14 protein-coding genes and 2 tRNA genes are annotated in these 12,487 nt (G+C 60.6%); 8 read left to right on the forward strand and 8 right to left on the reverse strand.

Annotated elements, in window-relative coordinates:
• The first annotated feature begins 2 nt into the window (after positions 1–2).
• Positions 3–79, forward strand: a tRNA-Pro gene (locus tag AOA60_RS27610).
• A 175-nt stretch (positions 80–254) separates the two neighbouring features.
• On the opposite strand, the gene AOA60_RS27615 is transcribed toward AOA60_RS27610, so the two are convergent.
• Genes AOA60_RS27615 through AOA60_RS27625 form a run of 3 tightly spaced genes read right to left on the reverse strand, consistent with a single transcriptional unit; the run spans position 255 to position 2,474 of the window.
• Entirely contained in the window at positions 255–1,553 is a 1,299-nt protein-coding gene (locus tag AOA60_RS27615; RefSeq protein WP_099587042.1) for an NAD(P)/FAD-dependent oxidoreductase, read from the reverse strand.
• Positions 1,554–1,613: 60 nt separating this feature from the next.
• Entirely contained in the window at positions 1,614–1,787 is a 174-nt protein-coding gene (locus AOA60_RS27620; RefSeq protein WP_016976295.1) for a DUF3094 family protein, read from the reverse strand.
• Between the two features lie 57 nt (positions 1,788–1,844).
• Positions 1,845–2,474 carry a DUF1780 domain-containing protein gene (locus AOA60_RS27625; RefSeq protein WP_099587043.1) on the reverse strand — a complete coding sequence of 210 codons (630 nt, stop codon included), beginning with the start codon at positions 2,472–2,474 and terminating at the stop codon, positions 1,845–1,847.
• Positions 2,475–2,603: 129 nt separating this feature from the next.
• Between AOA60_RS27625 and AOA60_RS27630 the strand changes: the two genes are divergently transcribed.
• Positions 2,604–3,293, forward strand: a complete 690-nt coding sequence (locus tag AOA60_RS27630) for an energy-coupling factor ABC transporter permease (RefSeq protein ID WP_099587044.1) — start codon at positions 2,604–2,606, stop codon at positions 3,291–3,293.
• Between the two features lie 76 nt (positions 3,294–3,369).
• Positions 3,370–3,585: a hypothetical protein gene (locus AOA60_RS27635; protein WP_099587045.1), complete on the forward strand. Its 216-nt coding sequence runs from the start codon at positions 3,370–3,372 to the stop codon at positions 3,583–3,585.
• Here AOA60_RS27635 and yacG read toward each other — a convergent pair.
• The 4 genes from yacG to AOA60_RS27655 are packed head-to-tail and all read right to left on the reverse strand — an operon-like array spanning position 3,582 to position 6,470.
• Positions 3,582–3,782, reverse strand: coding sequence for a DNA gyrase inhibitor YacG (gene yacG / locus AOA60_RS27640; protein ID WP_099587046.1), 201 nt, complete (start codon positions 3,780–3,782; stop codon positions 3,582–3,584). The two genes, AOA60_RS27635 and yacG, sit on opposite strands and share 4 nt — an antisense overlap.
• Entirely contained in the window at positions 3,779–4,402 is a 624-nt protein-coding gene (coaE, locus tag AOA60_RS27645; protein WP_099587047.1) for a dephospho-CoA kinase, read from the reverse strand. Before coaE ends, yacG begins: the two co-directional genes overlap by 4 nt.
• Positions 4,399–5,265: an A24 family peptidase gene (locus AOA60_RS27650; RefSeq protein ID WP_099587048.1), complete on the reverse strand. Its 867-nt coding sequence runs from the start codon at positions 5,263–5,265 to the stop codon at positions 4,399–4,401. The genes coaE and AOA60_RS27650 overlap by 4 nt, the downstream gene beginning before the upstream one ends.
• On the reverse strand, positions 5,262–6,470 hold the full coding sequence (locus tag AOA60_RS27655) for a type II secretion system F family protein (protein ID WP_099587049.1): 1,209 nt from the start codon (positions 6,468–6,470) through the stop codon (positions 5,262–5,264). Before AOA60_RS27655 ends, AOA60_RS27650 begins: the two co-directional genes overlap by 4 nt.
• 202 nt (positions 6,471–6,672) lie before the next feature.
• Here AOA60_RS27655 and AOA60_RS27660 point away from each other — a divergent pair, with 202 nt between their 5' ends.
• The 4 genes from AOA60_RS27660 (at position 6,673) to AOA60_RS27675 (ending at position 9,113) form a co-directional block, all read left to right on the forward strand.
• A complete protein-coding gene (locus AOA60_RS27660; RefSeq protein ID WP_099587050.1) occupies positions 6,673–7,083 on the forward strand; it encodes a pilin in 411 nt (136 codons plus the stop codon).
• Between the two features lie 34 nt (positions 7,084–7,117).
• Positions 7,118–8,518, forward strand: coding sequence for an O-antigen ligase (locus tag AOA60_RS27665; RefSeq protein ID WP_099587051.1), 1,401 nt, complete (start codon positions 7,118–7,120; stop codon positions 8,516–8,518).
• A 48-nt stretch (positions 8,519–8,566) separates the two neighbouring features.
• A tRNA-Thr gene (locus tag AOA60_RS27670) sits at positions 8,567–8,639 on the forward strand.
• 168 nt (positions 8,640–8,807) lie between these two features.
• Complete coding sequence (locus AOA60_RS27675) at positions 8,808–9,113, forward strand: DUF6388 family protein (RefSeq protein WP_099587052.1); 306 nt, start codon at positions 8,808–8,810, stop codon at positions 9,111–9,113.
• 73 nt (positions 9,114–9,186) lie between these two features.
• Here the strand turns inward: AOA60_RS27675 and nadC are convergent, their stop codons facing one another.
• A complete protein-coding gene (gene nadC / locus AOA60_RS27680; protein ID WP_099587053.1) occupies positions 9,187–10,035 on the reverse strand; it encodes a carboxylating nicotinate-nucleotide diphosphorylase in 849 nt (282 codons plus the stop codon).
• Between the two features lie 242 nt (positions 10,036–10,277).
• Here nadC and AOA60_RS27685 point away from each other — a divergent pair, with 242 nt between their 5' ends.
• Complete coding sequence (locus AOA60_RS27685) at positions 10,278–12,428, forward strand: DUF1631 domain-containing protein (protein WP_099587054.1); 2,151 nt, start codon at positions 10,278–10,280, stop codon at positions 12,426–12,428.
• Positions 12,429–12,487: the final 59 nt, after the last annotated feature.

Genomic DNA, 12,487 nt, shown 5'->3' on the forward strand with positions numbered 1-12,487 from the left:
ACCGGGGTATAGCGCAGTCCGGTAGCGCGCCTGCTTTGGGAGCAGGATGTCGGGAGTTCGAATCCCCCTACCCCGACCATATTAAAAATCCTCGTATCGAAAGATACGGGGATTTTTTTTGCGTGCGCAAAACTCAAGTGCCCTGAAAAGCTGATGTGGGAGGGAGCTTGCTCCCGATGCAGTGGTTCAGTTACCAAATACTTGGCTGACCCACCGCTATCGGGAGCAAGTCCCTCCCACATGGTTTTATGGTGTTAGTGAAGCTTCAGTCGCGGCTCAGTCCCGCGTCCAATCTTGCTGCCCAGCATCAACATCGCGGTGCGGAAGAAGCCATACAGCGCCATCTGGTGCATGCGATACAGCGACACATAGAACATCCGCGCCAACCAGCCTTCCAGCATCACGCTGCCGGTCAAGTTGCCCATCAGGTTACCCACAGCGGAAAAGCGCGACAGCGAGATCAGCGAGCCATAGTCGGTGTACTTGTACGACGGCAACTCCTTGCCCTCGATGCGCAGCTTCAACGACTTGGCCAGCAACGACGCCTGCTGGTGAGCCGCCTGGGCCCGTGGCGGCACGTTGCGGTCGGTGCCCGGTTGCGGGCAGGCGGCGCAGTCGCCGAAGGCAAAGATATTTTCGTCGCGGGTGGTTTGCAGCGTCGGCAGTACTTGCAGCTGATTGATACGGTTGGTTTCCAGGCCATCAATGTCCTTGAGGAAGCCTGGTGCGCGAATCCCGGCAGCCCACACCTTAAGGCTGGCCGGAATCACCTGTCCGCTACTGGTAATCAGTGCCTCGGCGGTGACTTCGCTGACAGCCGAGTTGGTCAGCACGGTCACGCCGAGCTTCTCCAGGGTTTTATGCACGGGCCCGCCGATACGCTCCGGCAGGGCAGGCAGCACCCGTGGACCGGCTTCGATCAAAGTGATGTGCATGTTTTCCGGCTTGATCCGGTCCAGCCCATAGGCTGCCAGTTCATGGGCGGCGTTATGCAGCTCGGCGGCCAGCTCGACGCCGGTGGCGCCAGCGCCGACGATGGCGACGCTGATCTGTTCAACGGCATCGGTCTGCCCGGCATGGGCGCGCAGGTAGTGGTTGAGCAGTTGCTGGTGAAAGCGCTCGGCCTGTTTGCGGGTATCGAGGAACAGGCAGTGCTGCGCCGCGCCTTCGGTGCCGAAATCGTTGGTGGTACTGCCGACCGCAATCACCAGGCTGTCATAGCCCAGCACGCGCGCAGGCACCAGTTCGCGGCCCTCTTCGTCGAGGGTGGCGGCCAGTTGGATTTTCTTCTGCTCACGGTCGAGCCCGCTCATACGCCCCAGTTGGAACTCGAAGTGGTTCCATTTGGCCTGGGCGACGTAATTGAGTTCGTCTTCCGAAGAGTTAAGCGAGCCGGCAGCCACTTCATGCAGCAGCGGCTTCCAGATATGGGTCAGGTTGGTGTCCACCAGCGTGACGCTGGCGGTGCCGCGCTTGCCCAGAGTCTTACCCAGGCGGGTAGCCAACTCCAGGCCGCCGGCGCCGCCGCCGACGATAATAATACGATGGGTCATGGGGATATCTCGCAAGGCTAAAAGAAATCGGAGCAGTTACCCCCGCGAGCGCCAGGCAGCTCATAGCGTCAGGTAACTCAAAAGGCGGCTCAGCAGACCGAGCCCGATCACCACCACCAGCACCACACCAAGGAGCAGCCACGGCCGGAAAGGCTTGCGCTCGACTCGGTTCTGGGAGAGTTGCAGGTACTCTTCGACATGCTGTTGGTCGTCGGGGTTCAGGCGGCTGGTCATAGAAGGCCTCGTCAGGTAGACGTTGCAAAAGGGCGCCACGTTACAGTCGGGGTGGGATCAGAGGCTGATGCCCACGTCGAACACTATGCTGCGCCCCAGGTTGTTGCGCAAGAAATCCGGCGCGTCCGGGTGCGCGAACAGCACCCGTGCAAACGTCGGCCCGACCAGCGACAGCGAGCGCCACCCCTGGCGCAGATACTCGGTGGGCGGTGGAAAGTGGCTGTTGAGGTCCAGCACTTCGCGCTTGAGGCTGGTGAAGGCGACGATATCCAGCTCGCCCAGGTCCATCCCGCGCTCTTTATAGTTGTGCGCTTTTTTGCGCAGTGTGGGCCCCAGGCGCAGCAGGAATTCATGGGCGGGAATGCGTCGCGGCTTGGCTTCGCGCCGAACCAGTTGGCTGAGGGAGAAGGCACTGCGTCGGCGTAGCAATTCATCGCGCCATTCGTCGTTGAGTCGCCGCCCTTCATCCAGTACAAAAAACACCTCGAAACTGGCATCACGAAACAATACATCCGGCGGCTCTTGCCCCGCAGCGTGAAACTCTTCGGCGCGGTAGGGCACGTTCAAGCCTTGTAGCAGGCGCTGGCAGACCCAACGCTCACGCTCCCATTTGCGGGCATTGGACAGGAATGCGTTGGCTTGTTCGGCTGCTACGGTGAGCAGGCGCAAATAATCTGAGTCATCCATGCTTGCAGCTTAGCGTCCAAATGATGACTGCAGGAAGTCTCGCTGCAAAAGGGCGGTGTAGACTGACGACTCGACTTCAACTCCTGCAAAGAGGTGTGCGGTGAGCTTTTTTGCCTTGGTAGTTCACCCATGATCAGTGCCGCAGTGTTGGCGCCTGCAACCCTCGGCATCGGTTGGCTGCTGTACGCGCCGGTACTGCTGTGGGCCGCTGTGCGTTCGCCATGGGTTGAATTGTTCGCCGACCGGCGGCGCCAGCATCTGCTGTTCGGTACGGTGTTCGCGTTGTTCATGTTGTGGCTGGTGCGGCGCGATTTCGATACCGGTGTGTCTTACCACTTTATCGGCATGACCGCCGTGACCCTGATGCTGGATTGGCCCCTGGCAATCGTAGGGGGCTTTGCCGCCCAGTTCGGTTTGATGCTGCTGGGGCGTCAGGATCTGGTAGCCCTTGGTATCAACGGCCTGCTGCTGATCGTGCTGCCGGTGCTGGTCACCGAAGGTTGCGCGGTGCTGGTCGAGCGTGCGCAACCGCGTAATCCTTTTGTGTATATCTTCTGTTCGGGTTTTTTTGCCGCCGCGCTGTCGGCCCTGCTCTGTCTTCTGCTGGGGCTGGGTTTACTGTGGTTTGACGGACGTTTTGCAATGCCCGAATGGCTGGAAGATTTTGTCGGCTACCTGTGGCTCATCATCTTTCCCGAGGCATTTATCAACGGCATGGTCGTCAGCGCTCTGGTGGTGTTCTGCCCGGAATGGCTGGAGACCTTCAACCGCACCCGCTACCTCTCTGCGCCCTGGAAGGATGACGAATCGCAGCGTTGATCCAGATCAAATCCAGTACAAGCAAGCAGGCCCATGCTCAGCCAAATTTTAGATGAGTAAGGCGGGAGCACGTGTCATGGGTGTGTATGAGTGGGCACGGCAGGAGTTGCGCAAAAGCCAGGATTCGGCGCAGGAAATCGGTTTTGACCCAGGCTTGACCCTGCGCGCCATGCTCAGTGCGGTGGTGCAGCAGAGCAAGGGCGTGCGCAGTTTTGAAGACCTGGCCGACGAGCTGCAATACCTTGCAGAGAACCTCGACGACCAGCAGGAATACGCCTTTATGCGGCCTTAATGGCGCGGCGACAGGTCTTCGGAAAACAGCTCGTCTTCGGCATCCGGGGCCACGGGAATCTTGTGCTCTTCAGCGGCCCAGGCGCCCAGGTCGATGAGTTTGCAGCGGTCCGAGCAGAACGGCCGGTTGAGGTTGTCGGTTTTCCATTCCACGGGTGCGCCGCAGGTTGGGCAGTCGACGGTCAAGGGTTGGCTCATGATCGGCCTCCACGCAAAGTAAGGTAAAAGTGGTGCAGTCGCTCGACCTCGCTGTGCAGCCAGGCGAGGTCCCGGTCATTGACCAGCACGTCATCGGCATGGTTCAGGCGGTCTTCACGGCTGGACTGAGCCTTGAGGATCGCCTGCACCTGTTGCTCGCTGATGCCGTCGCGCTGCAGGGTACGCTGAATCTGCAGCGATTGCGGCACGTCGATCACCAGGATGCGCTGGGTCATGCTGTATTGGCCGGATTCGATCAGCAGCGGCGACACCAGGATCGCGTATGGCGAGCGCGCGCGCGCCAGGTGGCTGCGAATCTCCTCGCCGATCAGCGGGTGCAGCAAGCCTTCCAGCCATAGGCGCTCTTCGGGTACTTCAAAGATCAGCTTGCGCAACGCGGCGCGGTCCAACTGGCCGTCGTGCTGCAGCACGCCGCCGCCAAAGTGTTCGACGATGCGGGCCAGCGCCGGCCGGCCAGGCTCGACTACCCAGCGGGCGGCGTGGTCGGCGTCGACCAGGTCGATGCCCAGGTCGATAAAGTGCTGGGCCGCCGCGCTTTTACCGCTGCCGATGCCGCCGGTGAGGCCGAGAATCCAGGGTGTTGCAACAGAAGTGGTCATCTGAAACCGACAGACTGCAAATAGAAGTCGGTTATTTGACCACCCCAGAGCAATGCAATCCAGCCGGCAATTGCCAGATACGGACCAAATGGCATCGGTGCCGACGCCTGGGTCTTGCGTACGCGCATCAGGATCAGCCCGCTAAACACGCCTACCAGCGACGACATAAACAGCGTCATCGGCAAAATCTGCCAGCCACCCCAGGCGCCTAGCAAGGCCAGTAACTTGAAGTCACCGTGGCCCATGCCGTCCTTTCCAGTGACCAGCTTGAACAGCCAGAACACGCTCCACAGGCTCAGATAGCCGATCACCGCGCCCCAAAGGGCATCGGGCAATGTGGTCAATAATTCAAAACTGTTGACGATCAACCCCAGCCACAGCAACGGCAGCACCAGCACATCCGGGAGCAACTGGTGGTCTGCGTCGATCAAACTCATCGCCAGTAGCCCCCAGCTCAACAGCAGTACCGCTGCCGCTTGCCAGCCAAAGCCGAAATGCCAGGCGACCCAGGCCGAGATCAGCGCGCACGCAAGTTCGGTTAACGGGTAGCGGGCGCTGATGGCGCCTTGGCAATGAGCACAGCGTCCCCGGAGTATCAGGTAGCTGAGCACGGGGATATTTTCCCAAGGCCGGATTGGGTGATCACAGTGCGGGCAGCAGGAATTTGGGCGCATCAGGTTGTAGGTCGGCCCTGCAGGCTCGGCAGGCAAACCGAGCACTTCATGGGCCTGGGCGCGCCATTCCCGTTCGAGCATTTTTGGCAGGCGCCACACCAGCACATTGAGAAAACTGCCGACGATCAGCCCCAGTACCGATGCTATCGCCACAAATGCCCAGGGGGACTCACTCAACAGCAGGTTCAAAATGCGCTCCCCAGTTGGAAGACCGGCAGGTACATGGCGATGACCAGTGCTGCGACGATGCCTCCCAGAACCACCATGATCAGCGGCTCCATCAGGCTGGTGAGGCTATCGACCTGGTTGTCCACGTCGGTCTCATAGTGGTTGGCGACTCTTTCCAGCATCTGTTCCAGCATGCCCGATTCTTCGCCGATTGCCGTCATCTGGATCGCCATGCCGGGAAACAGACCGCTGTTGGCCATGGATTGGTTCAACTGCATGCCAGTGGATACATCGTGACGCATATGTTCGATTGCCTGTTTGAACGGAGCATTGCCCACGGCGCCGGCGACGGAGTCCAATGCCTGTACCAGTGGAACACCGGCGGCAAAGGTGGTGGAAAGCGTGCGGGCGTAGCGGGCCACGGCGGATTTTGTCAGCAGTTTGCCTGCCAGGGGCGCTTTCAACAAACCGGTGTCCAGCCAATAGCTGAAACCCGGCGATGACCGATAGGCCTTCCGCAGCCCCATGGCTGCGAAGGCAATGCCCAAGGCCAGCATCCACCAGGCTTGCTGCATGAACGCCGACAGGGCGATCACCTGCAAGGTAAACGCTGGCAGTTTGCCGCCGACCCCGGCGAACAGCGTCTGGAACTGCGGCACAACGTGGACCAGCAGTACGCCGGTGACCAGGCTGGCAACCACCAGCACCGCAATGGGGTATGTCATGGCCTTTTTGACTTTGGCCTTGAGTTGCTCACTCTTTTCCCGGTGGATCGCCACACGCTCCAACAGGGTCTCCAATGCGCCGGCCTGCTCGCCGGCGGCTACCAGGTTGCAGTACAGCTCATCGAAGTAGCGCGGCTGTTTGCGCAGTGCTTCGGCCAGGCTGGCGCCAGCTGCGACCTGCTGTTTGAGCCCCTGCACCAGCTCACGCACGGCGCGGTTGTCGAAGCCTTCGTTGATGATGTCGAAGGCTTGCAACAGGGGTATTCCGGCGTTCAGTAGCGTGGCCAGTTGGCGAGTGAGCAGGGTGATGTCAGCCGCCTTGGCCGACTGGGCCAGGCCTGGCAGCATCGGGGATTGCTTGCGCACGCGACCTGGGCTGATCCCTTGCAGCCGCAGTTGTGCCTTTACCAGGGCAGGGTTGTGCCCTTTGGTCTGCCCGGACACCCTGCGTCCTTTGCGGTTGATGCCTTCCCAAGCGTAGATCGTTGAAGGGTTGTTCATGTCGCGGTTCCGCATACAAGTCATCGAAGATTTATAGCGTAGTCAGGTGACGGATCCGGGCATGCCGATGGCGCCGGATAAAATGTCAGAATGTGCGTCTTGTGCGCGATTGACCGCTTGCGGGTGAGTACACTGGCGCCGCTGAAAAAAACGGGGTGCAGGACGCGCCTTGTCATGAGTTTTATTCTGGAGAGTGAATGTGATGAGTCAGAAAGGCTTTACCTTGATCGAGTTGTTGATCGTCGTGGCAATCATCGGCATTTTGGCCACCATCGGCCTGCCGATGTACACCACACACCAGGCCAAGGCCAAGTTCACTGCCGGCTTGGCTGAAATTACCGCGTTGAAGGCCGGTTATGAGGACACTATCAACCAGGGCACCGTACCCACCCTGGCGTTGATCGGTGGCACCAGCCCCACCGCCAACTGCAAAATCGAGGTCGCGGGCGACGTTGCTACGGGCGCGGGCTCCATCAGTTGCGAAATACTCGACGCGCCAGCGCCGGTGCTGGGCAAGTCCATCAGCCTGACGCGCAGCGCCACCGGTTGGAAGTGCACTACAACCGCTGAAGAGAAATATGCCAGCAAGGGTTGCAGCGCTGGCGGTGCATAACTGCTGAACCATCCACAGGGACTAGAGGTGGCCGATGGCGTTATCCGTACGGCAGCGAGGCGGGACTTTCCTGGTAGCAGCGGTGTGCTTATTGACGATTGGGATTTGCGCACCGTTCAGCGGGCATGATCTGCAGCGTGTAATGCAGATTGCCATTGGGCTCTGCGCGGTGCTGTACGGGTTGTCGGTTTCGCCGCTTGAACCCTTGGTGGACAGGCACACGGCCTGGGGCCTGGCGCTGATTATTGCGCTGGGCCTGCTGTCTTCGGCGCAGGCCCATCAGCCGCTCTGGGCATTCACCGAAGTGGCGTTGCTGGTCAGCTGCGCGGCAGTCGCCGTAGCGTTTGCCTTGCTCCGCCGGCACGGTGGGGGCGCGATGGATCGTGTGCTGATCCTGGTTGTGCTGCTGCTCTGCCTGATCAAATCCATTCAATATCTGTACGCCGGCGCGCTGGTGCTTACCAGCGGAGCGCTGACGCTGGACCCAGACCTGTTGCTGTCCGGCTTTTCCAACAAGCGCTTCTACGGTCAATTCCAGACATTCACGCTGCCGTTACTGGCGCTTCCCCTGCTGATACCCAAAGTCTCCCGCGCTGTGCGAGGCGCAGTGTTTGCGTTGTTGTGCGTCTGGTGGCTGATCGCGATCAGCGGGGGGACGCGCGGCACATGGCTGGGGATGGGCGCGGCGGGTTTGCTGCTGGCACTGCTGGGGCCTTGGGGGCGACGCTGGCTCGGATGGCAGTTGGCCGCTGTTGTCGGCGGGCTGTTGCTGTACTGGCTGGCGTTTACAGTACTGGCCGATCACTTGGGAATCGTGCTCTCCAGTGGTGCTGGTGATCGCCTCACCACCTCGCTGTCGGGTCGCGGTCCGATCTGGTGGCAGGCGTGGCATATGCTCGTCGAACGTCCGTGGCTGGGGTTCGGGCCGATGCATTTTGCCGATATTGCCAACAAGATCGCCGCCCATCCACATCAGTCTGTCTTGCAATGGGCCAGCGAGTGGGGTGGGCCATCGACCTTGATCGTTGCTGCTTTGGCGTGGCGCGCTGGCTGGGCCACGTTTGGCTTATTGCGTGAAAGGGCTCTGTCCGCCGAGCGCGCTGATCTGATGCGCTTGTGCCTGTTTGCCGCGTTGGTCGGCGCGTTAGTGCAGTCCATGGTCGACGGTGTGACCGTGATGCCTAATTCCCAGGTCTGGCTGGCGTTGCTAATAGGCTGGCTGATGGCCCTGCATGTGTGGCGTGCCTCGGCAACGCCTGCACTGCCAATGGGCTGGGAGATATGGAAAGGACTGAGTGTGCTGGCCGTTGGTCTGTTGATCGTGATTGCACTGCGTGACGTACCTCACATCGCGCAAGCCCAGCAGCAATACCTGGGGGCCGAGGGCGATCACCTGCAACCGCGCTTCTGGGCTCAAGGCGTCATTGCCCGCTAAGGGACGTAAGTTGCCGGACGCCCGATGCGGTGCTAGCTTTAGCCCACCGCCCGTGTAGCTCAGTTGGTAGAGCAGCGCACTCGTAACGCGAAGGTCGCAGGTTCGACTCCTGTCTCGGGCATAAAGGCACTACTGCTTGTTTTAGATGCAATGTTTCAAAGGCAATGTTTTCAGATGATCCCAGAATGGTTCTGAAGGCCAGGCGAGTCGGCATTCGTGCCCGCTCTTTTGTATCTGCGCAACCTTGATGACCCAGATGCATCCCCATTCCTCGATCTAAGAGAACGACATGACCACGACTGAAATGACCCAGGAAGTTCAGCATCAAGCAGCCCTTGATAAGTACCTTGAGGCAACGCCGCAGCTTAAAGAAGAGATCAAGGACCTGAGTGACGATGATCAGCGTGACCAGATCCAATGGGCATTCGAGGACGAGGCCGAGAGCCAGGGTCTCCAGCCTTGGGAGCTGACGCTCAAATACATCTCGACACCTGAAGAATTCGAAGCGGCACGGCTGGTCCTGCACAAGGAAGCGGCCGAGGTGCTGGGTGTTGAGTGGGACGAGTATTGCGAAATGAATAATCTGGTGGTTTGAAAGCAGCGGTACGTTTCAAGCTGCAAGTGGTCATACGGCCTCTTGCAGCTTGACGCTCATCGCTTGCAGCGCCTCATATGCTGAGTCGCATCGACAAATCCACTGCCTTCACATCCTTGGTCATCGCCCCGATGGAGATGTAATCCACGCCGGTTTCAGCGATGGGCAGCAGGGTGCTTTCATTGATCCCGCCGCTGGCTTCCAGCTTCGCCTTGCCGCCGTTCAGGCGTACGGCCTCACGCATATCCTCCAGGCTCAACTCATCAAGCATGATGATGTCGGCGCCCGCCGCCAGTGCTTCGCGCAGTTCTTCCAGGCTTTCCACTTCAATTTCCACCGGCTTGCCGGGTGCGATCTTGTGGGCGGCAGTAATGGCTTGGGCGATACCGCCGCAGGCCGCGATATGGTTTTCCTTGATCAGGAATGCGTCATACAAACCGATGCGGTGGTTGTGGCAGCCGCCGCAGGTCACGGCGTATTTCTGCGCCAGGCGCAGGCCGGGCAGGGTTTTGCGGGTGTCCAGCAGCTTGACCTGGGTGCTGGCAACAAAATCTGCGAGGAACCGCGCGCGCGTGGCGACGCCGGACAGCAACTGCAGAAAGTTCAGGGCAGAGCGTTCGCCGCTGAGCAGCGAGCGCGCCGGGCCTTCGAGGTGGAACAGGGCTTGGTTGGGGCTGACCCGTTCGCCGTCGGCCACTTGCCAGTGTACGGCGACCCGTGGGTCCAGTTGGCGGAACACGGCGTCCACCCAGGCCGTACCAGCAATGACCGCGCTGTCGCGGGTAATGATGGTGGCCGTGGCCAGGCGTTCGGTCGGGATCAACTGCGCGGTGATGTCGCCGCTGCCGATGTCCTCCAGCAGTGCACGGCGCACGTTGGCTTCGATTTCGGCGGTGAGGTCGGCAAGACGGAGATTCGGCATAACAGGCTCCACAAACAAAGTGCCCCGATTATAGGGGCAGCGTGCACTCGAACCCAGACTCACCGCTGATTTACCGCGCAATCTCAGAGTTTGCTGGCGCAACGGGCCTCATTTGCAAGATAATCTCGCGCCTTGCAATTGGCGTCATAGCTTTGACGTCCTGGTGATTACCGGTTTCGACAGCGCCTCATGGGCCTGTACCCGATCTTTCCCAACCAATACCGCCGTTTCAGGAGGCCAGGATGCACAATGACGGAAAGGTGGTGCCAATCAACAGGGCACACGCCACGCCATCGCCGCTCGCGCGCCTGCCGGTGGTATTGCTGCAGGTTCGCGACAAGGCCGCGCAGCAGTTGCAGCACGGGCTGCAGGAGCTGTTCGATAACGCCGACGACACGTTGTTCGAGATGGCCGACAAGGCCCGCAGCAACGTGGACCATCATATTTTCTTTGAAGCCATGCGCGACTTGCGCCTCAAACGCAAGAACTTCGAGCGTGTGTTCATGGAGCGGCTGTTCGAAGCCTTTGGCGGCCTGGGTCAGGCGGGACGCGGCGAGCTGCAGATGGTGCCGGTGGTGTCCTATGAAGCGGCGCCAGGTTCATCCAAGGATGAGCTGGAAAAAGCCGTTGCACTTGAGACCATGCTCGGCCGCGTGCATCACCGTGACGGGCTGGCGTTGGGGCAACTGACCGCGCGCTTGAGTGCCTTGCTGGGCAATCACCTGGATGACCGTGAAAACCCCTTGGGCCCGGCGCTGCTGTGCGAGTTTTTCCTGCGTGCGGGGCGCAGTCTGGGTGTGGAGATCCGCGTCAAGCTGATCATGCTCAAGCTGTTTGAGAAGTACGTACTCAGCGACGCGGACCAACTGTACGGTGAAGCCAACCAGTTGCTGGTCGCCACCGGCGTGTTGCCGGACCTCAAGGCCGCGCCGTCCCGCCGCCCCGGCGAGCGCGCCACCCGTGATTACCCGCGTGAGGCGGCACTGCCCAGCGCCGAGCAACCCGTCGACGAAAATGGCCAGCAAGCCTTCACTGCCTTGCAGGCGCTGTTGACCGCCGTGCGCGGTAGCGTGTCGCCTACCCTTGAGGCCAGCGCCGAACCCCAGCCCATCGCCACCCGCGACCTGTTGCGGCTGCTGTCGCATTTGCAGCAGTACGTACCGGAGCCGCAGGTCGAGGATGATTTCGACCTGCGTAACCAGCTTGAGCAATTGCTCACGCGGGTCAGCGTCAAGAGTGGCAAATCGCGGGTGGTGGAGGAAGCGGACGAAGACGTGATCAACCTGATCGTCCTGCTGTTCGAATTTATCCTCAATGACCGCACCGTGCCGGACGCCTTCAAGGCCTTGATCGGCCGCCTGCAGATCCCGCTGCTGAAAGTGGCGGTGCTGGACAAAAGTTTTTTCAGTCCCTCCGGCCACCCGGCGCGGCGCCTGTTGAATGAAATCGCGGCGTCCGCCATGGGCTGGAGCCCGGTCGATGACTACGCGCACGACAGCCTGTACCTGCGAATTGAGCACGTGGTTCAGCGTTTGCTCAATGAGTTTGCCGAGGACCCGGCGATTTTTTCCCAATTGCTGACCGAGTTCACCGCGTTCACCGCCGAGGAGCGTCGGCGCCGCGAGTTGCTCGAACAGCACACCCGCGACGCTGAAGAAGGGCGCGTACGAACTGAAGCGGCGCGTGCACGGGTGGCCGAGGTGCTCAACCGACGGCTGTTGGGCAAGGTGTTACCGCGAGCGGTGGTGCAGTTTCTGCAACAAGCCTGGAGCCAGGTGCTGTTGCTGGCCAGCCTCAAGCACGGCGAGCAGTCGGTGCAGTGGCAGGCAGCGCTGCGCACCATGGATGAGTTGATCTGGAGTGTGAGCCTGCCGCAAGACACCGACGCCGCAGGCCACTTGCTGGTGCAGTTGCCGGGCTTGCTCAAGGCCCTGCGCGACGGCTTGACCAGCGCGGCCTTCGACCCCTTCAGCACCCGAGATTTTTTTGTTCGCTTGCAGGCCCTGCATGTCCAGCCGCCCGAAGGTGTCGATGGCTTGATCGAAGTGCGCGAGCCTTTTGTGCTCAGTGCAACGCCGCCCGATTCAGCCCAGGAGCTGCCGGCGGATGATCCGGACCTGCTCAAGGTGTACCAGCTGCGTATCGGTGGCTGGGTCGTGTTCCAGCCAGATCAGGGCAGTGCCCTGCGATGCAAGTTGATGGCGATCATGGCGCCGGCCAATACCTATGTTTTTGTCGGCCGCACCGGGCTCAAAATCATGCACAAAAGCGTCGGCCAACTTGCACTGGCGTTCAAGCGTGGCGCGCTGCACACCCTGGACGATGGTCCGCTCTTCGAACGGGCACTGGCGGCGGTGGTGGGCCAGTTGCGTCAACTCAATCGCGGCAAGTGATCGCAACCGCGGGGTCGAACGCGGCATACTGGTCACACTTAGTCACGTTCAAGGATCCT

The organism is Pseudomonas sp. 2822-17 (genome assembly GCF_002742485.1).
Lineage (GTDB): Bacteria > Pseudomonadota > Gammaproteobacteria > Pseudomonadales > Pseudomonadaceae > Aquipseudomonas > Aquipseudomonas cyclaminis.

Bases quoted from the DNA above. Each gene is read 5' to 3' on its own strand.
- AOA60_RS27615 (WP_099587042.1), bottom strand. From the start codon at position 1,553: ATGACCCATCGTATTATTATCGTCGGCGGCGGCGCCGGCGGCCTGGAG.
- AOA60_RS27620 (WP_016976295.1), bottom strand. From the start codon at position 1,787: ATGACCAGCCGCCTGAACCCCGACGACCAACAGCATGTCGAAGAGTAC.
- AOA60_RS27625 (WP_099587043.1), bottom strand. From the start codon at position 2,474: ATGGATGACTCAGATTATTTGCGCCTGCTCACCGTAGCAGCCGAACAA.
- AOA60_RS27630 (WP_099587044.1), top strand. From the start codon at position 2,604: ATGATCAGTGCCGCAGTGTTGGCGCCTGCAACCCTCGGCATCGGTTGG.
- AOA60_RS27635 (WP_099587045.1), top strand. From the start codon at position 3,370: ATGGGTGTGTATGAGTGGGCACGGCAGGAGTTGCGCAAAAGCCAGGAT.
- yacG (WP_099587046.1), bottom strand. From the start codon at position 3,782: ATGAGCCAACCCTTGACCGTCGACTGCCCAACCTGCGGCGCACCCGTG.
- coaE (WP_099587047.1), bottom strand. From the start codon at position 4,402: ATGACCACTTCTGTTGCAACACCCTGGATTCTCGGCCTCACCGGCGGC.
- AOA60_RS27655 (WP_099587049.1), bottom strand. From the start codon at position 6,470: ATGAACAACCCTTCAACGATCTACGCTTGGGAAGGCATCAACCGCAAA.
- AOA60_RS27660 (WP_099587050.1), top strand. From the start codon at position 6,673: ATGAGTCAGAAAGGCTTTACCTTGATCGAGTTGTTGATCGTCGTGGCA.
- AOA60_RS27665 (WP_099587051.1), top strand. From the start codon at position 7,118: ATGGCGTTATCCGTACGGCAGCGAGGCGGGACTTTCCTGGTAGCAGCG.
- AOA60_RS27675 (WP_099587052.1), top strand. From the start codon at position 8,808: ATGACCACGACTGAAATGACCCAGGAAGTTCAGCATCAAGCAGCCCTT.
- nadC (WP_099587053.1), bottom strand. From the start codon at position 10,035: ATGCCGAATCTCCGTCTTGCCGACCTCACCGCCGAAATCGAAGCCAAC.
- AOA60_RS27685 (WP_099587054.1), top strand. From the start codon at position 10,278: ATGCACAATGACGGAAAGGTGGTGCCAATCAACAGGGCACACGCCACG.